At 31.5% G+C, this 25173-nt stretch carries 25 protein-coding genes; 14 read left to right on the top strand and 11 right to left on the bottom strand.

The genetic code is table 11. The annotated features are described in order from the left end of the window. Positions 1-18 precede the first annotated feature (18 nt). The 4 genes from CYAN10605_RS12080 to CYAN10605_RS12065 all read left to right on the top strand — a co-directional run bounded on the left by CYAN10605_RS12080 (position 19) and on the right by CYAN10605_RS12065 (position 2466). Entirely contained in the window at positions 19-981 is a 963-nt protein-coding gene (locus tag CYAN10605_RS12080; RefSeq protein WP_015220233.1) for a type II restriction enzyme NmeDI-related protein, read from the top strand. Beyond that, positions 978-1196: a hypothetical protein gene (locus CYAN10605_RS12075; RefSeq protein ID WP_015220232.1), complete on the top strand. Its 219-nt coding sequence runs from the start codon at positions 978-980 to the stop codon at positions 1194-1196. The genes CYAN10605_RS12080 and CYAN10605_RS12075 overlap by 4 nt, the downstream gene beginning before the upstream one ends. Then, a complete protein-coding gene (locus tag CYAN10605_RS12070) occupies positions 1175-1489 on the top strand; it encodes a CfrBI family restriction endonuclease (protein WP_502688799.1) in 315 nt (104 codons plus the stop codon). The genes CYAN10605_RS12075 and CYAN10605_RS12070 overlap by 22 nt, the downstream gene beginning before the upstream one ends. A 101-nt stretch (positions 1490-1590) precedes the next feature. After that, positions 1591-2466: a hypothetical protein gene (locus CYAN10605_RS12065; RefSeq protein WP_190274999.1), complete on the top strand. Its 876-nt coding sequence runs from the start codon at positions 1591-1593 to the stop codon at positions 2464-2466. A gap of 115 nt (positions 2467-2581) precedes the next feature. On the opposite strand, the gene CYAN10605_RS12060 is transcribed toward CYAN10605_RS12065, so the two are convergent. The 3 genes from CYAN10605_RS12060 to ebsA form a co-directional block, all read right to left on the bottom strand. Further along, positions 2582-3157 (bottom strand): Uma2 family endonuclease, encoded by a 576-nt coding sequence (locus CYAN10605_RS12060; protein WP_015220230.1) that lies wholly within the window; start codon positions 3155-3157, stop codon positions 2582-2584. 126 nt (positions 3158-3283) lie between these two features. After that, a complete protein-coding gene (gene psbA / locus CYAN10605_RS12055) occupies positions 3284-4354 on the bottom strand; it encodes a photosystem II q(b) protein (protein ID WP_015218695.1) in 1071 nt (356 codons plus the stop codon). A 131-nt stretch (positions 4355-4485) separates the two neighbouring features. Beyond that, on the bottom strand, positions 4486-4863 hold the full coding sequence (gene ebsA, locus CYAN10605_RS12050; protein ID WP_015220229.1) for a type IV pilus biogenesis protein EbsA: 378 nt from the start codon (positions 4861-4863) through the stop codon (positions 4486-4488). Between the two features lie 329 nt (positions 4864-5192). Between ebsA and CYAN10605_RS12045 the strand changes: the two genes are divergently transcribed. The 5 genes from CYAN10605_RS12045 (at position 5193) to CYAN10605_RS12025 (ending at position 8987) form a co-directional block, all read left to right on the top strand. Next, complete coding sequence (locus tag CYAN10605_RS12045) at positions 5193-6518, top strand: FAD-dependent oxidoreductase (protein WP_015220228.1); 1326 nt, start codon at positions 5193-5195, stop codon at positions 6516-6518. A gap of 7 nt (positions 6519-6525) precedes the next feature. After that, positions 6526-7167 carry a dTMP kinase gene (tmk, locus tag CYAN10605_RS12040; protein ID WP_041922858.1) on the top strand — a complete coding sequence of 214 codons (642 nt, stop codon included), beginning with the start codon at positions 6526-6528 and terminating at the stop codon, positions 7165-7167. A gap of 238 nt (positions 7168-7405) precedes the next feature. Continuing rightward, complete coding sequence (locus tag CYAN10605_RS12035) at positions 7406-7771, top strand: hypothetical protein (RefSeq protein ID WP_015220226.1); 366 nt, start codon at positions 7406-7408, stop codon at positions 7769-7771. 182 nt (positions 7772-7953) lie between these two features. Continuing rightward, positions 7954-8493, top strand: a complete 540-nt coding sequence (locus CYAN10605_RS12030) for a GIY-YIG nuclease family protein (protein ID WP_015220225.1) — start codon at positions 7954-7956, stop codon at positions 8491-8493. Between the two features lie 53 nt (positions 8494-8546). After that, on the top strand, positions 8547-8987 hold the full coding sequence (locus CYAN10605_RS12025; RefSeq protein ID WP_015220224.1) for a hypothetical protein: 441 nt from the start codon (positions 8547-8549) through the stop codon (positions 8985-8987). A 41-nt stretch (positions 8988-9028) separates the two neighbouring features. Here the strand turns inward: CYAN10605_RS12025 and CYAN10605_RS12020 are convergent, their stop codons facing one another. Further along, on the bottom strand, positions 9029-10336 hold the full coding sequence (locus CYAN10605_RS12020) for an ABC transporter substrate-binding protein (RefSeq protein ID WP_015220223.1): 1308 nt from the start codon (positions 10334-10336) through the stop codon (positions 9029-9031). 141 nt (positions 10337-10477) lie between these two features. Beyond that, entirely contained in the window at positions 10478-11617 is a 1140-nt protein-coding gene (gene mltA / locus CYAN10605_RS12015; protein WP_015220222.1) for a murein transglycosylase A, read from the bottom strand. A gap of 282 nt (positions 11618-11899) precedes the next feature. Here mltA and CYAN10605_RS12010 point away from each other — a divergent pair, with 282 nt between their 5' ends. Together CYAN10605_RS12010 and CYAN10605_RS12005 are read left to right on the top strand one after the other, a co-directional pair. Next, a complete protein-coding gene (locus tag CYAN10605_RS12010; RefSeq protein ID WP_015220221.1) occupies positions 11900-13540 on the top strand; it encodes a DUF3352 domain-containing protein in 1641 nt (546 codons plus the stop codon). A 108-nt stretch (positions 13541-13648) separates the two neighbouring features. Beyond that, entirely contained in the window at positions 13649-14584 is a 936-nt protein-coding gene (locus CYAN10605_RS12005) for a histone deacetylase family protein (RefSeq protein WP_015220220.1), read from the top strand. A 136-nt stretch (positions 14585-14720) separates the two neighbouring features. On the opposite strand, the gene CYAN10605_RS12000 is transcribed toward CYAN10605_RS12005, so the two are convergent. Further along, entirely contained in the window at positions 14721-15077 is a 357-nt protein-coding gene (locus CYAN10605_RS12000) for a type II toxin-antitoxin system VapC family toxin (protein ID WP_015220219.1), read from the bottom strand. Next, positions 15077-15313 carry a hypothetical protein gene (locus tag CYAN10605_RS11995; protein WP_015220218.1) on the bottom strand — a complete coding sequence of 79 codons (237 nt, stop codon included), beginning with the start codon at positions 15311-15313 and terminating at the stop codon, positions 15077-15079. The genes CYAN10605_RS12000 and CYAN10605_RS11995 overlap by 1 nt, the downstream gene beginning before the upstream one ends. Positions 15314-15437: 124 nt before the next feature. On the opposite strand from CYAN10605_RS11995, the gene CYAN10605_RS11990 reads away from it, so the two are divergent. Continuing rightward, positions 15438-16802 (top strand): NAD-dependent succinate-semialdehyde dehydrogenase, encoded by a 1365-nt coding sequence (locus tag CYAN10605_RS11990; protein ID WP_015220217.1) that lies wholly within the window; start codon positions 15438-15440, stop codon positions 16800-16802. A gap of 502 nt (positions 16803-17304) precedes the next feature. Here CYAN10605_RS11990 and CYAN10605_RS11985 read toward each other — a convergent pair. Together CYAN10605_RS11985 and CYAN10605_RS11980 are read right to left on the bottom strand one after the other, a co-directional pair. Continuing rightward, positions 17305-20328: an AAA family ATPase gene (locus CYAN10605_RS11985; RefSeq protein WP_015220215.1), complete on the bottom strand. Its 3024-nt coding sequence runs from the start codon at positions 20326-20328 to the stop codon at positions 17305-17307. 45 nt (positions 20329-20373) lie between these two features. Then, positions 20374-21678 (bottom strand): RNA-guided endonuclease InsQ/TnpB family protein, encoded by a 1305-nt coding sequence (locus CYAN10605_RS11980; RefSeq protein WP_015220214.1) that lies wholly within the window; start codon positions 21676-21678, stop codon positions 20374-20376. Between the two features lie 254 nt (positions 21679-21932). Here CYAN10605_RS11980 and CYAN10605_RS11975 point away from each other — a divergent pair, with 254 nt between their 5' ends. After that, on the top strand, positions 21933-22499 hold the full coding sequence (locus CYAN10605_RS11975; RefSeq protein ID WP_015220212.1) for a DnaJ domain-containing protein: 567 nt from the start codon (positions 21933-21935) through the stop codon (positions 22497-22499). 2 nt (positions 22500-22501) lie between these two features. Further along, positions 22502-23545, top strand: coding sequence for a hypothetical protein (locus tag CYAN10605_RS11970; RefSeq protein WP_015220211.1), 1044 nt, complete (start codon positions 22502-22504; stop codon positions 23543-23545). A gap of 71 nt (positions 23546-23616) precedes the next feature. On the opposite strand, the gene CYAN10605_RS11965 is transcribed toward CYAN10605_RS11970, so the two are convergent. Together CYAN10605_RS11965 and CYAN10605_RS11960 are read right to left on the bottom strand one after the other, a co-directional pair. Continuing rightward, positions 23617-23814: a hypothetical protein gene (locus CYAN10605_RS11965; RefSeq protein WP_015220210.1), complete on the bottom strand. Its 198-nt coding sequence runs from the start codon at positions 23812-23814 to the stop codon at positions 23617-23619. Positions 23815-23820: 6 nt separating this feature from the next. Continuing rightward, positions 23821-25116: an NYN domain-containing protein gene (locus CYAN10605_RS11960; RefSeq protein ID WP_015220209.1), complete on the bottom strand. Its 1296-nt coding sequence runs from the start codon at positions 25114-25116 to the stop codon at positions 23821-23823. Positions 25117-25173: the final 57 nt, after the last annotated feature.

Genomic DNA, 25173 nt, shown 5'->3' with positions numbered 1-25173 from the left:
TATTTTTTATATCAAACTATGACATCAAAATTTACAGAAAAAGATCGAAAATTAGTTATAGAAACCTTAGAAAAAATACAACAAACAAAAATTACTCCTGTTAATAGATTTAGAAAACTGTTTAAAGATGAAAATGGATTATTATATTTAGTCTCTGGAGGAACGGATGATTGGCATGGTATTAATTCAAATATAATGGAAACACTAAAAGACTTAGAACAAGAAAGTGTTTTCATTATTGCAAAAAAATATGAAACTAGAATAGATATTTTTGCTGGTTCATTAATAGAATTTATTAAATATAAAGATAAATTAATTAAAACAAAAAAGAATTCCTACCAGTTCCATTTTATATTAACAGGAAATGGATTATATTTAAAAGAAGTTCCAGATTTTTATTGTAATGAAATAACAAAAATTGATTTGGAACAAAATAAAAAATACTTGAGTCGTTTAAAAGAAATTGCTAAAATCATTAATATAGAAATTCAATCTAATCATCAATTTACTCATTCGGATATTCAAGCAAAATTATTATTAATAGGAAGTTATTTAAACTATCGTACTTATACTCCTGATCAATCAAAAAAAAGTGAAATTTTTAATAAAACGTTAGGAGAATTATGTTCTGAAAAACAAATTCCTGAAGGTGCAATTCCCAGTTTGAGTATTAATACTGTAAAATATATTGATGTTATCTGGTTTGATGAAGAAGGTTATCCTACTCATGCTTTTGAGGTAGAACATACAACAGATATAACCAAAGGTTTATTAAGATTATATCAAATTCATAAATTAAGAGTTAAAATGTTTATCATTGCTAATGAGAATAGTAGAAACAAGTTTGATAAAGAGGTGAATAAAAGCCCTTTTAGAAAACTAAATAAAGAATTTATATTTAAAAATTATGATGAATTAGATAGCTTTTTTGAATCAGTAAAAAATTTTAGTAAACTACAACAGGATTTTTTAAACTTATGAATATTAATCAATCTAAATCACAATTTAAAACCAGTGACACAATATTTGCAACGGGAGTTTTTTTAAAGCCTGTCAAATGTGTTATTAATGATATAGAACAATGGCGTTGGATAGTAGTTAGCTTTGAAGATGATAGTTATTTTGATGGTAATTTAATAGAGGTTTATGAATATTCAGATACTTTTGAAGGTTTATTTATTCAAGAGGAAGAATAATTAGTGAAAAATATTATCGTTGTGAAGTTAAATTGATGGGGAAAGGAAATCCAGAAAGTGCCGATGCAATTTTTGCCAGAGAAAGCAATATTTTTGTGGCGGATAAACTATCAGATTTAAACAAACAACAAGCGGATATTTTAGGAGTTAATTGGGTAGAATTAAGAGCGGAAAATGGATTTATGAAATTTGCTGAAATTTTAGAAAAATTAAATATTCCTCATCATTCTTTAATTGAAGATTTAGACACTAAAGTAGCTAAAATACTTACTCAATTAATAGATATAAAATAAAAATTGGGTACTGTTAACCCAAATTGCGGAGGGGGCAAGTGTGCTAACTTTAGGGGATAAGTGTGGCAGGTTTTGCTTATATGGGTTACAAACTCGATCAGATGCAAAAGTCTATTAATAAACTTCAAGAAACTATGGCACAAGGATTTAATGATGTTAATAGTCGCTTAGATGATATTTCTGGGCAATTAGTTTATTTATATTTATTGGTGCGGGATAGTCGAGAAAAACAGGAAAATCTAGGGAAAGCAATTTCTAACATTCATAAAGCGATGTTAATTAAAGAAATCACTACTTTACAAGCAGAATTAGAAGTTTTAAGATTGTTTCCCGATGAATCTCCCCGATTAGCTTTAAAAACCGCTACCAATACTCGTTTATTTTTAAGTAGTCAGGCGATGCAGTCAACCCCAGAATTAGAGGCTGAATTGCTGTTAAATAGTGATGTATCGATTCAAGGATGGGCGGTTGCTACCGTCACCGAAGCGCATTTACTGTTACAAATGGGGCAACATCAGGAAGCAAAGGGAATGTTAAGGGAGGAGGTAGAGAAGTTTAAAACTGTCGCTCATAATTGGAGTAATAGCCTGATAAAAGAGGGTAATTCGTCATTGTCAACGGCGTATCGTTTTTCGGCTTCTCCCTTTGCAGAATATATCACCCCCGAAAGAGTTACCAGAATTAAGGATATTTCCCCTAGTGATCTTAGTTTAGATCGGGATCAACTAAGACGCAAAAAAAATGAGGCAAATGTTGAATTTGAAATGTCTTACGCCCAAGAAAGATACCCTAAATCATGGATACAAAAACAGATTGCCATAGCTGAATATTTAGACAGTTTAAGCGAATTATTGGCAAGATTGGAGAGTTTAGAAGCCTTTGCGGATTTGTGCGAAAGTCGTAACCTGAAAAGCAGTAAGGAGATTTTGCCTGATGAGAATACCCCTTCAGAATTGTATTTGTTACCTGCGGATTGAGAAGTAATCAAAGCTCTAAAGAGCTTACCACAAAAAATGCGATCAGGCGTAGCCTGCCACTTCGTGATCGCATCTACATTTACATTTAATGGTAACATAAACGGGAATTATAAAACTAAAAAATCTCAGTTAAATCTAAAGTAAAATCAGGTAAAATATCTTCTCCTGATAAAATTTTAGGATTATTTAAAACTTCTTTTTCTCCTTCTTGACGATATATTTCAACTTCTTTTTTTTCAGGATTAATTAACCATCCTAATTTTACGCCGTTATCAATATATTCCTGCATTTTCTCCTGAGTATCTTTTAATGAGTCTGTTTTTGATATTAACTCTAAAACAAAATCAGGTGCTAAAGGAGGAAATTTTATCCTTTCTTCTTCTTTTAAATTATCCCATCTTTCTTTTTGAATATATGCTACATCGGGAGAGCGATTACTACCTTTTGGTAGTTTAAAACAGGTGGAAGAATCAAATATATATCCTAATTTTTTTTGTCGATTCCAAATGACAAAATCAGCATTTAATTCAGAATTTTTTTTCCCAGTTTCTCCCCCAGTAGGTGACATAATAACTAGCTCTCCTTTTTGATTTTTTTCCAATTTTAATTCGGGATTATGACGACAAAGCTGGTAAAATTTTTCATCATCAATGGTAGAAATTACATCAAAGTTAATAGTATAAGCAGTCATTATTATATTTCTCCATGCGATCGAAACTAATGTTATAGTAACACACAACAAAAAACACCCCCTAACTTAATAGAGAGTGCCTTTTGATTATTTATTTAATTGTTTTAGTTTTTCAACCTATACAACTTATCCGTTGATTACAGGAGCAGATACAGGCTCTGCACTTGCTAAGTCTAAGGGGAAGTTGTGAGCATTACGCTCGTGCATTACTTCGATACCGATGTTTGCACGGTTTAATACGTCTGCCCAAGTTCCAATTACATGACCTTGGCTATCTAAGATAGACTGGTTGAAGTTGAAACCATTTAAGTTGAATGCCATGGTAGAGATTCCCATTGCTGTGAACCAAATACCGATTACAGGCCATGCACCTAAGAAGAAGTGTAACGCACGGCTGTTGTTGAATGAAGCATATTGGAAGATCAAACGACCGAAATAGCCGTGAGCTGCTACGATGTTGTAGGTTTCTTCTTCTTGACCGAATTTGTAACCGTAGTTTTGAGATTCGGTTTCAGTGGTTTCACGCACTAAGGAAGAAGTTACTAAAGAACCGTGCATCGCAGAGAATAAAGATCCACCAAATACACCAGCTACACCAAGCATATGGAAGGGGTGCATTAAGATGTTATGCTCAGCTTGGAACACAAACATGAAGTTGAAAGTTCCAGAGATACCTAAAGGCATACCATCAGAGAAAGAACCTTGTCCAATGGGGTAGATTAAGAATACAGCAGTAGCCGCAGATACAGGTGCAGAGTAAGCAACACAGATCCAAGGACGCATACCTAAACGGTAAGATAATTCCCACTGACGACCCATGTAGCAAAATACACCGATCAAGAAGTGGAATACTACCAATTGGTAAGGACCACCGTTGTATAACCACTCATCTAAGGAAGCTGCTTCCCAGATAGGATAGAAGTGTAAACCAATAGCGTTGGAAGAAGGAACAACTGCACCAGAGATGATGTTGTTACCGTATAATAAAGAACCAGCTACAGGCTCACGAATACCGTCAATATCAACGGGAGGAGCTGCGATGAAAGCGATGATGAAACAAGTGGTTGCAGTTAATAAACAAGGGATCATCAATACACCAAACCAACCTACATATAAACGGTTGTTGGTAGAAGTGATCCACTGACAGAACTGCTCCCATGCGGAAAGCTGTTGTTGTTGCTGTAAAGTGGTAGTCATCTTATGATTACTTATGTATGATTTTTCGAGGTACGTTATGAATTAAGTGATTTCTCACTATAGCAAAATATTAACGTTTTTATGAAGTTTTGTCAAGGGGTTTTCAGTTTTTTTTGAAAATTTTTTTTCTATTACTCATCAAGGCGGAGTAATTTGCGATAAAATTTCTGAGAGAAATCTGTTTGCCGAGATTGTTTAAAATTTTTGATGAGCAAGATTAGATACTGAATAAATTCTGAGTTAGATAAGTTGACTTCGTAGCTCAACTCGGCACTTCCTTCAAACTGAATTCTGCATCTCGTTATTTCATAAGGAAGCCTAGAAACATACCAAATAGCTACAAAAGGAATACTCTGTTGTCCTTCAATGATTCTTTCTCCCTCTAAGTATCCTTGTTGATATAGACTCAAAGCATAAGGCAAGATTTCTTGTTGCTCTTTATTGTAAAAAGGCAGATACATTTTTGTATCATCTTTATTAGCAGGTTGCAATTTTTCAATATTGGACATTTGACCTTATCTTTACCACATACTATTTAAGTCTGATCTATAACCAATCATACCCTTACTTTGACACTCTATTACATTTTTATTTGTTTCGATTTACATTTAACTTACAGCCTAAAGTTATTCTCAGAATTCTTTTATTTGTTTATTTAGCTCTTTTATTGTCGCCATGACAAATTATATTGTAAAAATAATTTGGGTTTAAATTAAAAAATAGACCAATTAATTTTTCAATGAGTTTTGTTTCGCTAAATTCTGATGTGACTAAATTTATATTTTTCAATTACCCTTTCTGATTTTGACAATTAATTCCCAACTAAACACAATTATCTATGAAAATAAATTATGACTTAATCATTATTGGTTTAAATGAATCTGCTATTAGTGCGGCTGAATATGCTTTAAGATTTGGTGCAAGAGTTGCATTTATTCATAATTCAAATTTTGGTTTTTTATCAAAGAATATAATATTAGATTTAAACATCGATAGTTTAATATTAATTCATAATATCTTGGCTCAAGAAGCAAGGAAAATAGATTATAAAATAGAAAATTTGAAATTGATAGGATTGGATACTTATACTCAAGAATCAGTTTTTTCTTTTTCTCAGACAAACAGAAAAATTCAAGTATCAATGGGGAAATATACTTTAATTTCTCCAGTGGCTATCATGACAGATATATTGAACAAAAATTTAATAGTTGATAATAACTTAAATGTAAATAAAGTAAATATTTATAAAAATTTTTCAGATTTAAAGAATATACTAAATAGTGCGATCGCATCTATAATAATTAAGGGAAGTAACTTAGAAGCCATCTATTTAGCACAACAATTAACTTCACCTAATAAATCAATAATTTTACCCATTAAAAATAAACAATTATTACCCACAGAAGATAAAGATATATCTTGGAAATTACAATTAATTTTGGAAGCTAAGGGAATAAAAATATGTGACGCTAATGCGGATAAATTAGAAACGAATCAAAACATTAGTAATGAAAACAATTTTATTATCAATACAGAAAAAAATATAAGTTATGACGACTATCAAGATTTAGGGAATGATTTGGGCTTAAAATGGCAAGGATATAATATTCTAGCTAATGAGAAACTGCAAACCCATAATTCAAAAATTTATGCCTGTGGAGAAATATTAGGGGGCTATAATTTGGCTAATTTGAACGAATATGAAGCAAAAATAGCCGTTGATAATAGTTTATTTTTTCCTCTTAAAAAGGTTGACTATGGAAATATTAGTTATAGTTTAAACACTAATCCCAGAATTCATCGTATTGGTTACACAGAAAAACAAGCATTACAGCTATATCATAATAATTTTTATATTATTAAACTTGATGTTAATTTGAACTATCATCACTATAGTAATTTCATTAAGTTAATCATTAGTAATGATAATTTGATTTTAGGGTTTCATGGATTGGGAGAAAATTTAGAAGAGCTTTTTATAGTAATTAAAAATATTAAGCAAAATAGATATGGTATAAATTATTTATTTAGAGAAAATTTTAATAATATATATACTTATAAAATTGTCAATCAAATAAAAGAAAAATTTTTAGAAAAAGAGAAGAAACAAAATAATATTATAATGGGTATTCGTGAAACTTTCTTATTATGTAAACGTAGTTAAATTAATTATGATTAGCGAACAAGAGAATAGAGGTTATTTTATCGTTTTTGAAGGTATTGATGGCTCTGGTAGTTCCACTCAAGCAGATTTGTTACATCAATATTTTCTTTCTCAAAATCAAGAATCTGTTTTAAGTCCTGAGCCTTCTAATGGAAAAATAGGGAAACTGTTAAGAGAATTTTTAGCTAATCCGCCATCATTTTTAAGTGATGATTTATTTGAGCAACAAATGGCTTATTTATTCACTGCAGATCGCCATTTTCATCTATATAATAATGTCGATGGAGTTAAAAAATTAGTCGAACAAAATATTAACGTTATTACGACTAGATATTATTTTTCATCTCTCGCTTATAATGGAAAAACTGAATCTGATTTTCATTTTGTTGCTAATCTCAATCAAAATTTTCCGCCTCCAGATTTATTAATTTATCTTGATATTCCCGTAGATATAGCTTTGAATAGAATTGGAAATCGTCCTTTTAAAGAGGTGTATGAAAACAAACAAAAATTAACATTAGTCAGACAAAATTTTGAGAAAATAATTGATGAATATAAATATCCCTATTTAAAAATTGATGCTTGTCAAAAACAAACCGAAATACATCAGCAAATAATAGATTCTTTAGCTTCTACTAAGTATAAATAACTATTGAAAATAAGTAAAGTTTTGTAAAAAATAAGGTATCTTGATAGGTGAAAAACTTAAACTTTCAAACGAAGAGAAAAAGAAAACCTCTTTACTTATTAAGACTGTGTAGAAAGCAATCAAAAATCTGATATATTCATGATGGTGATGATATAGTCAGTAAAGTCTTTAGTCTGTCTATAAAAAATTGCACATTTTTAAGAATAAAGTTTGACAACCAAATATATAAGGAGACACAATGGTACTAAACAAGCTATTTGGTAAGAAAAAAGATAATTACTTTTTTGAAGCCGAAAATAAAAGCACTAATGAGACTGAAACTCAGGTAGAGGGTAATCAAACAGAAACTACTCCCTCTGAGGGTGATGCTGAGACAAACGCAACTCCTGCTGTTTCTGCACCACAGAAAGACGTAGCTTATGAAGTGCCTGATTGGGTGAAAGCCATCAAAAATTATTCCAGTCAAGATACAAGCAATAATGCTCAATCTCAGGGGGAAAATTATGCAGGAAAATATGTTACTAATAATGTCCCTTTTTCCCGCCGCCGCCCAGGGCCTAGCCTCAAACCTTTTAAGGGTATGGCTTCTAAAATTGGCAAATAATTATTAAATTTATTTAAAAGTGGGGGCTTATGCCCCTTTACAATTTGTGTCGGGAGTTTTTATGATTAATTATCAACTATTTACTAATTGCCTTTTGCCCATCTTCATCTAAGCACTTTTTCAGCAAAGCCGAATTAGTGATTGCTTATTTCACAAATGTTGTTAGCTTTTTTTTCATATTTATGACTATCTCTTCGTCTTTACCGAAATTAAATGATTTGTCTTTTCTTCCTTATCTTGATGATACGGGCAAAATTTCTTCAGAATTAGAGGGCAAAATTGGTATTTATGCTATTTTTGATCAGAACAAAAATTTAAGATATATAGGTTATTCTCGCAATTTATTTTTGAGTTTAAAGCAACATTTAATAAGGCAATCCGATAATTGTTCTTGGTTAAAATTATATAGCTTCGATCGCCCCAATCGAACAATTTTAGAAGAAATTAAACAAAACTGGTTAGCGGAAAATCAACACATACCAGAGGGTAATGGGGAAAAAGAAAATTTATGGACACAACCTATTGATGCAAAATTAACGATGACAATGGGTGAAAAAGAGGAATATCAAGAGTTAGATGAAATTAGTAAGGTAAAGTTTCTTAAAAAAATAGCCCGTAAGTTAGAAGAAGATATTAAAGAAAAATTAACTTTGAAGGGGGTAACAATGGAAATTCGTTTCAATCCGAAGTTAAAAGAGGAAGGATTATTAGACTTAAAATAAATATCTTTTACCTTTACAATGAAAAAATATAAGTATAGAAGGATCATAATTATATGTTTTATCGTCTTATAGTTACATTTACTTTTTCTCTTTTTCTTTTGCTTTCTAGCTTTATCATTACCCCCCCAGTAGAAGCATTGGTGCAAATTAAAATTACCGATGTGTCTTATAAAGACTGCCCTCCGGGGGTTGGAGAAGGAAGTGTAACCAGTGGAGGTAGTGCTTTACCTGCGACTTGTTATCTCGTCACGGGGAAAACTAACAATACTTCAGGAAAAACTCTTTATGATGCTGATGTTTTTGGCAGAGTGTATGATGCAAATAATGAACCCGCTCTACAAAATCGTACTCGTTTAGGGGCATTACCAGAAGTGCCTCCCGGAATCAGTAGTTTTGAACTACGTATTAGTGTACCATCTAATCAACCAACTCCTCTTAAACTTAAGCAATTTAAAGCAACAGGATTTACCAGTAAGGTTTACCCCACATTTTAGGATGATAGGGATTTTAGGAGATATTTTTTGTGAAATTCTATTTATTCTAAATCAAGTCTTTTTTGAGCTTCTTGTAAGGCATTTTCAGGAGTTTTTTCACCTAATAAAACAGATTCGATGGCTCTCCCTAAGTTTTCTGATAGACTAGGATATTGGGCAATAATAGGGCGAGATTTAGCATATTTCATTTGCTCTAAAAAAACTTTAATAACTGGATTTGCTTGAACAAATTGTTGATATTCTGGACTATTTTGAGCATTAATATTAATGGGTAAATAACCTGTTTTTAAAGCCCATTGGGTTTGGAATTTTTCACTTAAAATAAATTCTAAAAATTTTAAACTAGCTTCTTCTCTTTCTTGATTAGTTTTGAAAACAAATAAATTTTCTCCTCCCAAAACTGTGGCAGGTTGATTAATCATTGGTAGGGGGAAAACATCATAATCAATGCCAGTTTGATTCAATTGTGCCAAAGTCCAAGGGCCTGTTATTTGCATAGCCACCTTACCATTAATAAAATTATCTAACTCATAACCTCGATCTGGTGCTGATAAAATAGCTACTTTTTTCGCAACTAATTTTTGTGCTAATTGTAAGGTTTTTTCTGTACCTTCATTAATAATATTAGGACGATTATCTGCAGTAATTTCACCATTGGCACTAAAAATAAAAGGCAACCAAACAAAAACAGTAAATTCTCCTTTTCCTACTGCTAATAATACCCCATTTTGTTCATTAACTCCGTCATTGTTACTATCAATGGTTAATTTTTCTGCTACTTGTTGAAACTCATCCCATGTTTTTGGAGTATCTGTTATACCCGCTTCTTCAAATAAACTGGGGCGGTAAAACATAGCCGTATTATTAGTGGCAAAAGGTACAGACCAAATACTATCATTTAATTCCATAGTGGGTAACATAGCAGGGTCAATTTCTTCTTTAATAGAGGAATTATTCCACCAATCTTGTAGAGGTTTTAAAGCCTGTAATTTCACTAATTTACCTGTTAATTGAGGCACATACCATAGTATATCAGGTGGTTGATTAGCTGCGATCGAAGCTATAATTTTTGGTAATTGTTCATCAGGTTGCCCGACATATAAAGCCTCTACTTGAATATCAGGATTATTATCATTAAATTCAGTTAATAATTCATTAAAAATCTCTCTATTTTCAGGGGGATTAATACCATGCCAAAAGGTTATTTTAGTGATAGTATTGTCAGAAATTTGTTGATTATTAATATTTTGACAACCAGTAACAAATAATAAATTAAAACAACATAATAAAACCAAGATTCTTTGAATAAATTTTTTAGGTTGAGTGGGATAAAACAATAAAAAGTTCATATATGGTGGCAATACTATATTTTTATAATGACGGTAAGATAACAAAAATCGATAGTGTATTATCAAAGGTAAAGCTACAATAATTTGAGTATTAATTTTTAATTTTTAATTTTTAATTTTTAATTCTTAATTTATTAGCCCTTACTTTAACAATAAATAATATAATTCTCCTTCCCAATCTACCAAACCAGCTTTACTTTTTGCTATATCCCCTGTGCCAAAATATATATCAACTCTCCCCGCCCCTTTGATAGCACTTCCTGTATCTTGATCTAACACATAACGGGCAGTCATGGGAGTGATTAACTCTTTATTTTGATTAATCTGAGGAATGCGAGTATAAATCAAGGCTAATCCCCCCGGAGGCATTAAATTTTTATCTGTAGCAATAGACCTTTCATCTGTAACTGGTACATTTAAACTGCCAGTTGCCGGTTTGCCTTTGGTTTCGGTGAAGAAAATAAAGCGATTATTGCGAGGGAGATAAACTTCTAACTCGTCTGGATTATTTTCTAAGTAAGCCATTAGGCGAGGCAAACTCATTTCTTCGGCGGGTATTTTGCCATCATTAATTAATTCTTTCCCTAAACTTGTATATGGGTAGTCAGTGGCGCCATCATAACCAATAGTCATTATTGTACCATCTGTTAGTCGTAGTTGAGCAGACCCCTGTACTTGTACTAGATAGGCTTGGAGGCGATCGCGCAACCACACTAATTCATAACCTTTAATAAGACTATTATTACCTAAACCGTCTTTTCCCTCTAAATCTTTGCGAGAAGGATGGGGAGTTTGCCAAGAATCAAAATTAGAAGGTTTACGATAAAGAGGATAACGAAAAACATCAGTTTTTTGGCGACTGGCAGGATAAAGAGGTTGAAAATAACCAGTAAAATCAACTCTACCCTGATTATCATTGCCTACGGATTTGTAAAAAACAAACTCCCTTTCTACCGATGCTTGTAATTGTTGAGGAGTTTTAGCACTTATTAATAATTGCCGAAAACGCTTTAAAGAGGCAATAACCCTTTCACGAGAAAACTCTTTGAGAGGATAATTCTCATAAACTTCCTTTGCTTTGGTAGTTTCTAAATAGCTTAAACTGTGATTTATGCCCTGAATTAGTTTTTGTTTATCATCGGTAAATAATTTTTCATCGATTAAGTTTTGAGGTATATTATTAATCTGTATTAGAGGATAACTAATGGAAGGAAATAGAGGATAAATAAAATTATAAATAAAAGTTAAAAGGAATATTTTATATAGCTGTTTTTTCTTCATTTTTATACTTATTCTGAATCTTAGGCTCTTCTATAATGGTTATGATAAGTTAAAGGCAAGAGGCAAAAGTGTTTAATTAACGCTAACCCTAACACCTGCAACCTGAAACCTGTACGGGCGAATGGCCATTCGCCCCTACTCTTATCCGATATTCTTAAACTGAATTGAGGTTAATTATAGTCCGAGACTTGATTTTAATTAAGTTTTGTTCCCAAAAAGCACCAATTCACAAGAAATTTTATACATTGAACATGAACATATAGGTAAAGTTGGGGGGAAATCATGACTCAGTCAAAATCCCGTAAAAGTGGTTGTGGATGCTTTAGTTTACTATTATTTGGAATTGTTGGTATTGCAGGGGGCTATTTCTATGGACGTAATTTTATCGGGCAAGAATTAACACCTAGCCGTAGTGCGATGATAACCCCTGCTTCTGCTTATGCTACTGGTTTTATTTCTACAAATCCTAGGGAGTGGGAAGAAATAAGTCAATTTGGGACAAATTCTGCTCAAGAAATTCTCACTCAAAATCTGCAAGAATTGATAGATGAAAATTTGACAGAAGAAACACAAACAATTGATGTAGAAAAAGATATTTTACCTTGGTTAGGAGGAGTGAGTGTGGCAGTTTTACCCTCCTCTTCTGCTGGATTGGATTCTAATGTTGCTTTAATTATGGGAGTTAGTAATAAATTTAAAGCAAATAGTTTCTTTCAAAAATATAAGAATAATTTGCAGACAAACCCTTTAGAAACAAAATATAATGGCATCAGTGTTTATGAAATTGATATAGAAAATAGTGAAAAAATTTGGGCTACTTTTTTTAATAATTATTTAGTGATAAGTGAGCAAGAAGAAGTAGTTAATCAAATCATTGACACTCATAAAGGAAAAACATCTTTAGCTAATAATTATCCTCAAAATTTAGTTAATAATAATGCAGTAATTTCTATTTATTTTCCAGAGTACGATCGCATCTTATTAAAAGCATTAAAAGATAGTATATCAGAAGGAGAATTAGATGAGCAAGTAGAGGAACAACTAAATAAAATTAAGACTATATTTATGAATATGAGTATAGAAGATCATGGATTAAAATTTACAACTTTAGTCAAATTATCTGAGCCTTTAGAATATCAAAATAATCGTCAACCAGTGTCAGAAAATTTACTAAGAAAAATTCCAGAAAATAGCATTTTTATGATTAACGGAAATGGGATTAATCAACTGTGGCAACAACTAGAAATCGAAAGAAAAAATATTCCAGAATTAAATGAATTAATAAGTGAAACAGAAATAGCAGTAAATCAATGGCTTAACTTGGACTTAGGTAATGATATTTTTAGCTGGTTAGATGGAGAATTTGCCTTTGCAGTGGCTGTAAATCTTGAAAAACCATTATTTAATAATAACTTTTATGGATTACTTCTCTTAGAAAGTAGTAATAAGAATCAAGGAGAAAATACTCTAAGTAAACTAGAAAATATGGCTCAATTTTTACCTTTTGCGTCTATTAATCGTACAGAAATAGAAGGAATTAATATCACGGAATGGAATAACTATCAAACAACTATTACTTCCTATGCTTGGTTAGATAATAATAATTTTTTACTTACCTTGGGAAAAACTTTTAACCCCAATAAAATTTTAGATAAAAATAGCTCAATTCTTAATAGTGATAATTTTAAGATAACAACAGATTCTCTCGCAAAAAATAATTATGGTTATATCTATTTTGATTATCAAAAAGCCCTCGATTTCGCCTTTAATATTGATCCCAATTTTTATGAAGAGTTTACCCCAGAAATGAGAGCATTATCTGATTCTATTAAAGCATTTGCCCTTACCAGCTCTAGTATAGATGATACGACTGATAAAGTGGAATTGAATATTTCTTTGATCAAAAAAAATGAATTGAATTAATAAGTAATGAATAATAATTTTGATCGGGATAGATATTAGGTTAAAGATTGATAAGTAAAAGTCTTTTAAAAGTGTTTAAATTTTTTACATAATTGCAGTTTTAATTTTATGATAACCATTATTTACTCGGAAGAATTTTTAAACCACAAAACGGGAAGACTCCACCCAGAATCCCCTGATAGACTGATTAATATTTGTCAAACATTAAAAGAAAGTCAACAACTTAAAAATCAATTAAATTGGATACATCCAACTCCTGTAGAAAAAAGTTTAGCCCTCAATTGGGTAGAAAAAATTCACGATTGGCATCACATTGAAAGAATAAAACTTATCGCCAAAAGAGGGGGAGGAAAATTAGACCCAGATACGAGCGTTTCTGCTAATAGTTATTATGTAGGGTTATTAGCTGTTAGTGCATGGTTAGATGGTATTGAACAAATAGTAAACCATCATCAACCCTGTTTTATCCTAGCACGTCCCCCCGGACATCATGCTACTGCTTCAGAAGGAATGGGTTTTTGTCTTTTTTCCAATGCTGCGATCGCGGCTAGTTATGCTATAAGTAAGAAAGGAATAAATAGAGTAGCAATTTTAGATTGGGACGTACATCATGGCAATGGTACACAAGCCATAGTAGAATCTAATCCTAACATAGCCTATTGCTCTTTACATCAATCCCCTTGCTATCCCGGCACTGGTATGGCGGAAGAAAAAGGTTTATATAATAATGTTTTAAATATCCCCGTCAAGGCAGGAAGTGGTATCGCAGAATATGAAGTTTATTTTCAAAAACAGGTAATCCCCTTCTTGAAAGAATTTCAACCAGATATATTGATAGTAAGTGCAGGATACGATGCCAACTTTGATGATCCTTTAGCTAATATGTGTTTGTTTCCTCAAGACTATGGCAAATTGACAAAATATTGTTTAGAAGTCACCGATAAAATAGTATTAGGCTTGGAAGGAGGCTATCATTTACAGGCTTTAGCGAAATCCGTAGAATATACGCTCTTAGAAGTACTAGAAAAAACAAACATAAACTAGATGGATAAGTGTTTTACTCATTTTTAAGAATTAATAAAAATAGAAATTAATGCGTTTTAGTTTAGTTTTAGATAAATTCTAAGGAATAATTCTTAAACTACGGTTATTTTTAATTCTGTATATATTAAAGTCTTTCCTATCTAAGGGTGAAAACCACTTTAAGATTGTAGATTTCTCCTAAATAACATAATGATGCGTCTGCTACTTGCACTCCCATATCATGATATTTCAACATAAATTGATTTAACCAACTAATAGTATTATCTGATAAAGGGTCAATTTGTACTAATCCTCCTTCAATCATTTTAAATAGAGATTGTATTGCTTTTCGATTATGACGAATTAACCATAGAGTTTCAGTAATCACAGCCCATGTTGTCAGCAGGGGGGGCTTAATAGTTTTAAGAGTATCAACGCAAAGTTTGTGGTAATTATCTTGGGGTGATAATATTGCTATTAATGGGCTAGTATCAACCAATATAATATTTTCCATTATTCTCCCAAGCCCATGAAATAGTCAGGGTTTGTGCTTAAATCTGACGGTAAATCTTCAGCTATGCCAATTACTTCTAATTCTAATGCAAGATCATAACAATTTTGCTCCGAAATTTGTGGGGTGTTTAAGTGTTTTTCTAAGGCTTCAATAATAACTTCTTGTTCTGATTTTTGAGTTTTTTGAGCCATTTTTGTTAATTTTTGCTGTAATTTTGAGCTTAAGATTATATTCATTTACTTAAAATTCAGGATAAAAAAGTTTGTTATTTCTGTTATACAATTAATCATGAAAAGTGACTACTAACCCTTCTTTGCTTTATTCCTCATTGAAATATTGTCGGATTCCTAATTAAAATAAATGGCTATTGCAACAGTTAATCCAACCACAGAAGAAACCCTAAAAATTTTTACTCCTTTAACCGCAGAAGAAATCGAAAAGAAATTACATCTGGCAGAAACAACTTTCCAACAATACCGCCTAACTTCTTTTGCCCATCGCCGAGAGAAACTCCTCAAAGCAGGAGAAATTTTGGAAAATAATGCCAGAAAATGGGCAGAAATAATTACTCTGGAAATGGGCAAACCCATAAAACAAGCATTAGCGGAAATTAAAAAATGTGCTTTGGTTTGTCGTTACTACGCTGAAAATGCAGAATCTTTCTTAAAACCAAAGACGATCGCATCTGATGCTTCCTATAGTGTGATAAACTATCAACCATTGGGTATTATTTTAGCCGTAATGCCTTGGAATTTTCCTTTTTGGCAAGTTTTGAGGTTCGCCACTCCTGCCCTCATGGCGGGGAATGTGGGCTTATTAAAACACGCTTCTAATGTGCCTCAATGTGCAAATGCGATCGCATCTATTTTTCTGGAGGCTGGTTTTCCTGAAGGGGTATTTCAATCATTATTAATAACCTCAAATCAGGTAGAAGGGGTGTTGAGAGACAAGAGAGTAAAAGCCGTAACCCTTACAGGTAGTGAATTAGCAGGAAGAAAAGTTGCTTCTGTGGCTGGAGATGAGCTGAAAAAAAGTGTGCTGGAATTGGGGGGGAGTGACCCGTTTATCGTGACTAAATCTGCTAATATCGAAGAAGCGGTAAAAGTCGCTGTCACCGCCAGAATGCTTAATAATGGGCAATCCTGCATCGCCGCTAAACGTTTTATTCTCGAAGATGCGATCGCACCTAAATTTACAGAATTGTTACTACAAGAGTATCAAAAGCTAAAAATTGGGAATCCTTTTGACGAAACCGTTGATATAGGCCCCCTCGCCACTGCTAACATTTTAGAAGATATAGTGCAACAGGTTGATGAAACCATCGCTAAGGGTGCAAAAGTGCTAATCGGAGGAAAACCCCTAGAAGGAAAAGGCTATTTCTACCCTCCTACCATTTTGACCGATATTCCCGTCAATTCTCCGGGGATGAATGAAGAATTTTTCGCACCTGTAGCTTTAATATTTACAGTAAAAAATATAGAAGAAGCGATCATTTTAGCTAATAGTACCAATTTTGGATTAGGAGCATCAATCTGGACAAATAATCAAACAGAAATAGATTTAGCCGTTAGAGATATAGAAGCAGGGTCAGTATTTATTAATGGTATGGTAAAATCAGACCCTCGTCTTCCTTTTGGCGGAATAAAACGCTCAGGTTATGGGCGAGAATTAAGTATGGAAGGAATGCTTGAATTTATGAATATAAAAACCGTTTGGCAAAAATAAAATTTTTTATCTCTGAATTAGATAACTTAATATTAGTTTGCTGAAACATTTTTATGTAATTTTGTCAATGTAATTATTTAAAATAGAAACGAGTAAAATTTTAACATACATATAAACTATTTTTTTATCAGTATTTATAATTTGATTTAACATCTTAATTAGTTATCAATCATAACCTATTGTTTATAAACATACTTTTATCTAAGAATAAAAATTTTAGTAATTTTTTTAATAATAAATTAACCATCTATAAGAATCCTAAATCACCTGAGTTCGATGAAAAAACTTTTGAAAAATAAAACAAGAAAAATAAAACAAGAAGTTAACACCTATTAATCGACAAAATTTCCCCAGAAATAATCATTAAATTGAGAAAAAATGTCTTTAAAATCAGTTGAAATGCAGTTTATATCAATTATAAATACTTTTCTCTGTTCCCCTTAAAAGGGGAGACATAGAAGGGTTTTCTCCTTTCCTTATTAACACCTGACATCTTTAATTGCTAACTAGAAAGTTTAATTTTTGAGCCTTCCTGAGTTTTATATACTTCAATTCTGGTTTGGAAGGCTTCTTTAAATTGATTAACGTGAGTTACTGTTAAAATACAAGCAAATTCAGATGCGATCGCATTTAAAGCTCCAATGAGACGATTACAACCATCAGTATCTTGAGTACCAAATCCTTCATCGACAATTAATAATTGTAAACGAGTACCTGCTCTTTGGGCGAGAATACGGGATAAAGCAAGGCGAATGGCAAAATTGATACGGAAGGCTTCCCCCCCCGAATAAGTCTCATAAGACCTTGTTCCTTGTGCATCAGAAATGATAATCTCTAAAGTATCTATATACTGAGATGATGATTTTTTACTGCGACTAGCTTTTGGTTTTTGGGTAAGGAATTGTACACTTAATTGACTACCTGTAAGACTATTTAAAATGTGATTTGCCTCGTCTTGTAATTGGGGTAAAATATTTTCAATCATTAAAGACTGAATACCTCTTCTGCCAAAAGCAAATGTTAATTCCTGATAAATACGATATTTTTTCTGGGTTTCTTGTAAACGATTTTCTAATTCTTTAACATCATTCTCTCTATCTTTTAAATTAGTTAAAGATTGTTCTAATCTTCCTTTAGCTGTTAGTAATCTATTGATATTTTCCTGACAATTACTTGCTTCTTGTTCTAGTTTCGCTAACTCCTGACTATAATCAGTTAATGATGATAGTTGTTCTTGAAGACTATTTAATTCTTTTTCTCCCGTCTCTTTTTCTTGGTTATATTGGGTTAAATTAGTCTCAATTTGAGTTTGTCTTGTGCTTAACTGGGGATACTGTTTTTTAGCCTGTTGTAAATCTCCATAAAGTAGCTGATAGGGTTGCAATTGTTGCCCTTGTTTTCTAATATTTTGATGATAAGTGCGATCGTAATTTAAAGATTTTATTTCTTCCTCAATTTGGCGTAATTGTAATTGTAAAGGGGAATTTTCTCTGAGATTTTCTAAACGGTTTTCTAAAGATTCTATGTTTGTTTGTAAATCTGGCTTTTGTTGAGCTAGTTTTTTTAGTTGATTTTGAGCATCTTTTATTCTACTTTGCTGAAATTCTACTCGACGTAAATTTGCCTCTTCTTTTCTTAATAAAGCATGGTTTTCTTGACTATAGTTTAAGTTATTAATTTGCTCGATAATTTCTCTTAATTTGCTTTGATTATCTTGAGCGTAATTACCTGTATCTAATTTGTTTTGTAAATCTGCTTTTTCTTCTAATATTAATTCATATTGATTATAAGTATCATCGATAGAATCTAATTGATTTTCTAGTCTAGCATAATCTTGTTTAAGACTATCTTCTAAGGCTAATTCTTGATTTAATTGGGCGTATTCTTTTCTTAAATTGTCTAATTCTCGTTTACAATTGATAATCTCTATTTCATAATAAGATGATTGCGAAACTATTTGTTGTTGTTCATTTTGAGTTTTATTAATTACATATTCTAAATGAGTATCATCTAATTCTCTCTCACATAAAGGGCAAACCGCATGATCTTGATTTAAAGTTTCTAACTTTTCATTGAGTTTTTTAATTTGATTTTCTAAGTTACTTTGATTATCTAAATATCTTTGAATTAAAAGATTTCTTTGCTCTCCTTTTTCCTGTACTCTTTTTTGATAATTTTTGGTATTTTCTATTTCTTTTAACCTTGTTTCTAAGGTAAAAAATTCTTGTCGTATTTGAGGAACTTGATTTAATTTAGTTTGTATATTATTCTCTTCATTTTCTAACTGTTTTAATCTAGCCAATAACATCGCTTCTTCTCTATTTATCTCCGTTTCTAAAGACTGTTTTTGTTGCAACAGAGTATTAGCTTGTACCTGAATTTCATCTAATTGACTTAGTTTTTGACGACAAATATTAAGTTTTTCTAAATCTGCCTCTAAGTTAGATGTCTTATTAACTATTGCCTCTAATTCTTTTTCTTGATTAATTAAATTTTCTAACTTTGTTTTTTCCCTTTGAATTGCTAAAATTAAATCATTACTTTCCTTTTGCAAGGACTGTTCTAAAGTTTGTTTTTTTTCTAGAAATTGTTGATATTGATTAAACTTAATATTTAAACCCTCATCTTCTTCTCTCAATTTTTGCCATTGTTCATAATTAGTGTTAATATCCTCTTCTTGAGATAAAGTAACAGTAATTTTCTTGATTTCTTGTTCTAAATCTGCTTTTTCCTGTTGTAACTGCTGAATTTTTTTTGCAATAGTTTGAACTTGATTTTGTTGCCAATCGTATCTCTGTTTTAAGCTACTTCTCTGATTATTAAGAAGCTGAATTGTCTGTAACTCTTCTTGATTAACAGTCTGTTTTTTTTGGAAATATGCTAATTCCTTTTCTGTTTCATCAATAGCTATATGAAAAGATTGTTTTTCTTCTAATTTTTCCTTATTTTCTTCTAAATTTCGACTAATTTCTTCCGCTTTAATTTTAAAATCTCTAGCTAATTCTTTCGCTTCATTGGCTAAATTTTCATATTGATCTAACTTTAATAAATCTGCTAGTATTTTCCTTCTTTCTGACGGACTTCTTAACATAAACTCATCTGCTCTACCCTGCCTTAAATAAGCAGAATTAGTAAAAGTATCATAATCAATTTTTAAACATTCTTTAATCTTATTTTCTGTATCTCTTAATCCCTTTCCACCAATGGATTTATAGCCTTGCTCATTAATAATTTGAAAATCTAAAGTGCTTCCATTCTTTCTCTGTCTGGTGCGAATAATACGATAATGTTGTTCATCATAAATAAATTCAAAATCAACCCTTGTTTCTCTTTCTCCCAAATGAATTAAATCATCATCGGAGGCTGTGCGAGTTTTTCCCCAAACTACCCAAGTTATCGCTTCTAGTAAAGATGATTTTCCTGCACCATTAGCACCACAAATACAGGCTGTGTGTAAACCGGTAAAGTCTAATTCTGCATGACGATAGCTTAAGAAATTTTTGAGAGTTAATTTACGAGGGATCATAGGAATTTAGAATAGCATTGTAATCAATTTTGACCTCTCCCCGTACTAAAGTAACGGGGATTCAAAAAAGAAATATTGAATCGGGTTAAAACCACGATTAAAAATATTTATCCTTTGTGGCAGGGTCAAAACTGCCCTAGACACCTTGGCTAGTGAGATATTCACTGGCTGTATGCTTACATATTTTCGGAGAATATTAGCGGCGGCCATTACATCGCCATTAACCAAAAAACCTTGTTTAGAACGGTAAAGACCTCGTTTAATCCGTTTTCCTGAAAACTGATACCCTTCGGGTTTTTCACCGAAATTAGGTATCAAATCATTATCTAGGAAACTAGATTTAGAAGTGTAAGCCTCTGGTAATTCGATAAACTTAAGACCGTGTTCATCACACAATTGATGGATGCGGTCTTTTATTTTACCCATTGGGATTTGCACAAAAGATTGATTATTTTTCTTGCCGATATTTACGGATTGCTTTTGTCCCTGATTCCATCCAAAGACAATTGTACCTATGCGATGATGACGACAAAAATTCACAATATATCTAGCAGATTTATTAACGAAATCACGCATTTGACGATTGCGTATTTCGGTAGTACGAGCCAAATCATCTGACCAAAACCCTTGGGGCTTTCCTTCTTTTAGTTTTGCAATTTTCTTGTTATACCACTGATTAAGGCTTTTAGCTTTTTTCCCATCGATAATGATTGATTTTCCTATATTAGTAACACAACTAAGGGCATTTCCTATACCATGATCCATTGCCAAAACCTTTTCAGGATCATTTTTTTGCATTACTATTTTTTTTTCGTAAACATATTCTACATAGAAAAGACGATTACGGGGGACAATGCGAAGTTCTTTGATGGTAGAGAAAGATAAATTGGTTGGCATAGGAAGAAAGAACTCACTCAGCCCAAACCATCTAGTAACGGTTTTCCCTAATGGCAAACGAATCTGATTGCCTCGTAGTTTAAGGGCTTGTTTCGGATAGGTTAGACCACAAAAACCACCTTTCTTTCTATACTTTGGAGGACGGGGTTTATCTGTTATCGTCTTTTTATGATATTGTTTTTGCAACTCATAGTAAGATTTAAAAGATTCTGTCACCGATAACAACAATTGTTGAGCAACCTGTGAGTACAACACCCGATAGTGATTATTATTTTTCAGTAGTTTATTGAGATCAAATTTTTTCAGGTATCGCCTCCCTTTAAACCATAATTGCCTTCCTAGATATACTCCGCAATTATGGAGCTTATTTGACTCCTCGCATAAAAACTCTAGTATTGCTAGTGAATCAGGGTTCGGATTGATCAGATTTTGCTGACATCCATAATTCTTCATTGGATAGCACTACATTAATTGCTGATTGAACTTGTATTAAAATATTACCACAAAAAGAGTAGGATACAATGGGAGACTCAAGTCTCCTTAAGCCTTTCATCCCTTGATTAAAATCTAGGGGTTTTCAGGCTATTCATTTATAAATAGAAGGAAAAATTATCCTTCCCTTTATTCCATGAGATATTTTTTAAAGTTACTATGAGAAAAATTAAATTAAAATGTCCATAACATTAGCATTGTAGGAAAAAAAAGTTATGTTAAACGAAATTATTTATCAAGAAATAGAGCGTATTGCTAAGGAAAAAGGAATAGAAATTTCTCTTTTAAAAGAATTTGCAAACTTCGTTATTGTTAATCAAAAAACGAAAACAAGCAAGAAAAAAGTAGGTAAAACAAAAGGGAAAAAGCCTCTATCTATGACAGCAATAAAAAAAGCTGTTTTAGATTATTTTCACGTAAAAGATACTAAAGATTTACGTAAATCTTCTGAGTTTAAATTAGCTACAGAAAGCATGGATTTAAACTTTCGTCAAAAAGAATCATGGGAAACTCTTTATCGGGAATTTGTCGGCATTCTGCCTGAAGAAGAAGGAGAAGAAGGGGTTAACTGCATCAATGGTATCAATATTTTCAAGTATTTTCGTCCTTGGCGAGTATTTGGACTTAATCCTAAAACTGCAACCGAAAAAGAGATTAAATCTGCTTATCGAAAATTATCAAAAAAATATCATCCAGATAATCCAGAAACAGGAAACGCCCAAATTTTCGATCGCATCAATACGATGTATCAGTCAATTTTACCTAAGACATATCAAAGTTAATCATGACAAAAGAAAAAAATTTATTTACTATTTCTGAAGAAGAATTAACAAATGCTTTAGAAATTTCCTTAGAGCGTTTAGATGAAATCATTGATTTTTTTGATTCTGACCCAGATGATGAATGGGATTTACAAGAAAATCAAGATTATATTTTTCTCAATAAAAACAAAAAAATTAGGAAATATTCAACTAACGGAGCTTTAAAAATTGCCACCTATTTAGATACCCATGAAAATAGGGGAATTATTGCCCAAATAAAAGAATTTATTACAGGACATCACCGAAAAATACGCAATGCTTTAGCGAAAAAAGTCATTTTAGAGGAATTAAGTGATGATGACAAAATTATACAAGTAAATGGTCGTTCAATGATTCAAAAACAAAGTCTAAGAAGAATATTGGCAACCAGTGGAGCAAGATTAAATAAAGCCATAGAAGACTTAAGACAATCGGAAAAACCTTTAGAAGCAAATGTGGATTTTACCGAAAGAGAATCACCAAAAAATAAGATAAAAAAAAGACGAAATAACCAAGATAGTAGCGAAAATACCGTATTTGAATTGTGGTTTTCCGGCAAAGGCTCAGTAAGAATTGCAAGAGAATTAGGAGAAAATTTAAAAGATAAATCTCGCCAAAAAATGTGCATGGCAGTAAGTCAACAGATTGAACCCGTTTTACAAGAAAAAGAGCGGAAAAAATTGAGATTTAATAAAGATATTGAAAGTGCGAAAAATAAAGCTAAAAAAAGAGATAAAAATACCTGTCAAATTACCTTAGTTCATAAAAATGACAAAAAAATAAATGCGATCGCAGCTCATCATTTGTATAGTATCAATAAATATCCCCATTTAGCTACATCTATCGATAACCTAATCACCATTGATGAAAGAATACATAAAGAATTTCATTTAACTTGGATGGGAGGCTATGATGTGGAGTGTACAGTTCAAGATTTCATCGATTTTATCACAGAACGTTATCCTGAACAGGTAACAGAAGAATTACTTGATCGCCTTTTTCACATTCAAAAAACTTTAAAAATTTGAGAAAAGATATAGTTAGAATCATGAAAAATACTAAGACTTGCTCTTATTTTTTACAGGGTATTTAATATTTTTTATACATAGAAAAATAATAATAACAATAAAAAACAAATAAATATAAAAAATAAAATAGGTTTTCCCGTTTGTTCCCAACCCAAGCCTTGATGATTGATATAACTACCATCAATAAAACCAAATAAAGCCAACAAAATTAATAAAAATAAAAAAGTTATTAATAGACTAAAAACAATAAATATTTTTCCAAAAAACATTGTATTTTAAAAATCTAAAATAATTTGCTCAATAATATTTTCTTTTAAATCTTTCCCCCAAAATGATGATAACTTATTAAAAATAGATTCTTTAAATTTTTTAATGATAGCTTTATGTTCTTGAAACTCCAATTTCAACCTAAAAACCTTTTCAGAAATATGTTTATGAGAATTAGTGATGGCAAAAATATCTAAATTAATTAGGGAGAGTAAACAATTATTTATATTTTCACTTTCAATATCTGGATAAATATTATTAATATTTTCCAATAGAATATCTAAGGTATATTCATCCGTTAAACAGGCAACAGCAGAAGTAATCTTTAAAAAATCTTCTGAATCAATAATCTTAATCCGAGGATTACCAATAGCTAAAATTGATTGATAGTTTTCTGAAGAGTGTAAAAAATTATCATCTAAATAGGGTAAAGGTTCAAAGTTTTCAAGAATAGTATTTTTAAGGGCTAATTTAGTTTGAAACTTATCGGAAGTAACAATTTTTAAATCAGTATCCTTACAGATATATTGTAAAAACTGAATGAATTTAGGTAAACCAATTTTATGAGGATCAAAATCTTCTATTCCATACTTAAATGCCTCTTTTATCACTGATAAATGTATTCCAGAGTGAGATAATTCTCTAACTGCTTCTTTATCCTGAGTAAACCAATTTAAAATAATTTGCGATTTCTTAATAATTTCCTCTCTATTATTACTAGATAACCTTTCCAAAGATTGAGACATTTTTAACACTAAAGGGTTAGTAATTTTTAAATTTTGCTCTACCTCTTTTTTCTCTTCTGTAATATTTTCATTTTCTTCTTCTGGGTCATCTATACCGATAAAATAGTCACACATTGATTCTAATACTTGATTAGTTGATGATTTATAACCACAGGCAATAACATACTTCCCGTATTCGTGTAACTTTCTTGCAACAGCAGAGAAACCACCGTCTCCAGAAACAATCACAAATATATCAATATTATTTCTCACATAAGCTAAATCGATCGCATCTACGGCTAACTGTATATCAGCGGCATTCTTTTTTTGATAGTAGGAAAAACCAAATATTTGTACAGGCTCAATACCTAATTCATTAATTTCTCTTTTCATCACCGACAAACGAGAATCACTCCAATTAGCATAGGCTTTTTGCACTAAAATTCTCTTAACTTTAGGAATTTTTTCTACTTCTTTAAATATATTTTTTAAGGAGATGCTATTAATATAATTCTTGGGCATATTATAGCCTTTCAAAAGGTTCTCAACATCATAAAAAATTGCTGTATTTCCATTCATGAAAAAAATTTGGGTAATCGTTAGATTGATGAGAGCGAGAGAGAAGAGGTTTAAGAG

This window comes from Cyanobacterium aponinum PCC 10605 (genome assembly GCF_000317675.1).
Lineage (GTDB): Bacteria > Cyanobacteriota > Cyanobacteriia > Cyanobacteriales > Cyanobacteriaceae > PCC-10605.
This window is presented reverse-complemented; position numbering and strand designations above follow the sequence as displayed.

Coding starts and splice junctions, on each gene's coding strand:
- CYAN10605_RS12080 (WP_015220233.1), top strand. CDS start 19: ATGACATCAAAATTTACAGAAAAAGATCGAAAATTAGTTATAGAAACC.
- CYAN10605_RS12075 (WP_015220232.1), top strand. CDS start 978: ATGAATATTAATCAATCTAAATCACAATTTAAAACCAGTGACACAATA.
- CYAN10605_RS12065 (WP_190274999.1), top strand. CDS start 1,591: ATGCAAAAGTCTATTAATAAACTTCAAGAAACTATGGCACAAGGATTT.
- CYAN10605_RS12060 (WP_015220230.1), bottom strand. CDS start 3,157: ATGACTGCTTATACTATTAACTTTGATGTAATTTCTACCATTGATGAT.
- psbA (WP_015218695.1), bottom strand. CDS start 4,354: ATGACTACCACTTTACAGCAACAACAACAGCTTTCCGCATGGGAGCAG.
- ebsA (WP_015220229.1), bottom strand. CDS start 4,863: ATGTCCAATATTGAAAAATTGCAACCTGCTAATAAAGATGATACAAAA.
- CYAN10605_RS12045 (WP_015220228.1), top strand. CDS start 5,193: ATGAAAATAAATTATGACTTAATCATTATTGGTTTAAATGAATCTGCT.
- tmk (WP_041922858.1), top strand. CDS start 6,526: ATGATTAGCGAACAAGAGAATAGAGGTTATTTTATCGTTTTTGAAGGT.
- CYAN10605_RS12035 (WP_015220226.1), top strand. CDS start 7,406: ATGGTACTAAACAAGCTATTTGGTAAGAAAAAAGATAATTACTTTTTT.
- CYAN10605_RS12030 (WP_015220225.1), top strand. CDS start 7,954: ATGACTATCTCTTCGTCTTTACCGAAATTAAATGATTTGTCTTTTCTT.
- CYAN10605_RS12025 (WP_015220224.1), top strand. CDS start 8,547: ATGTTTTATCGTCTTATAGTTACATTTACTTTTTCTCTTTTTCTTTTG.
- CYAN10605_RS12020 (WP_015220223.1), bottom strand. CDS start 10,336: ATGAACTTTTTATTGTTTTATCCCACTCAACCTAAAAAATTTATTCAA.
- mltA (WP_015220222.1), bottom strand. CDS start 11,617: ATGAAGAAAAAACAGCTATATAAAATATTCCTTTTAACTTTTATTTAT.
- CYAN10605_RS12010 (WP_015220221.1), top strand. CDS start 11,900: ATGACTCAGTCAAAATCCCGTAAAAGTGGTTGTGGATGCTTTAGTTTA.
- CYAN10605_RS12005 (WP_015220220.1), top strand. CDS start 13,649: ATGATAACCATTATTTACTCGGAAGAATTTTTAAACCACAAAACGGGA.
- CYAN10605_RS12000 (WP_015220219.1), bottom strand. CDS start 15,077: ATGGAAAATATTATATTGGTTGATACTAGCCCATTAATAGCAATATTA.
- CYAN10605_RS11995 (WP_015220218.1), bottom strand. CDS start 15,313: ATGAATATAATCTTAAGCTCAAAATTACAGCAAAAATTAACAAAAATG.
- CYAN10605_RS11990 (WP_015220217.1), top strand. CDS start 15,438: ATGGCTATTGCAACAGTTAATCCAACCACAGAAGAAACCCTAAAAATT.
- CYAN10605_RS11985 (WP_015220215.1), bottom strand. CDS start 20,328: ATGATCCCTCGTAAATTAACTCTCAAAAATTTCTTAAGCTATCGTCAT.
- CYAN10605_RS11980 (WP_015220214.1), bottom strand. CDS start 21,678: ATGAAGAATTATGGATGTCAGCAAAATCTGATCAATCCGAACCCTGAT.
- CYAN10605_RS11975 (WP_015220212.1), top strand. CDS start 21,933: ATGTTAAACGAAATTATTTATCAAGAAATAGAGCGTATTGCTAAGGAA.
- CYAN10605_RS11970 (WP_015220211.1), top strand. CDS start 22,502: ATGACAAAAGAAAAAAATTTATTTACTATTTCTGAAGAAGAATTAACA.
- CYAN10605_RS11965 (WP_015220210.1), bottom strand. CDS start 23,814: ATGTTTTTTGGAAAAATATTTATTGTTTTTAGTCTATTAATAACTTTT.
- CYAN10605_RS11960 (WP_015220209.1), bottom strand. CDS start 25,116: ATGAATGGAAATACAGCAATTTTTTATGATGTTGAGAACCTTTTGAAA.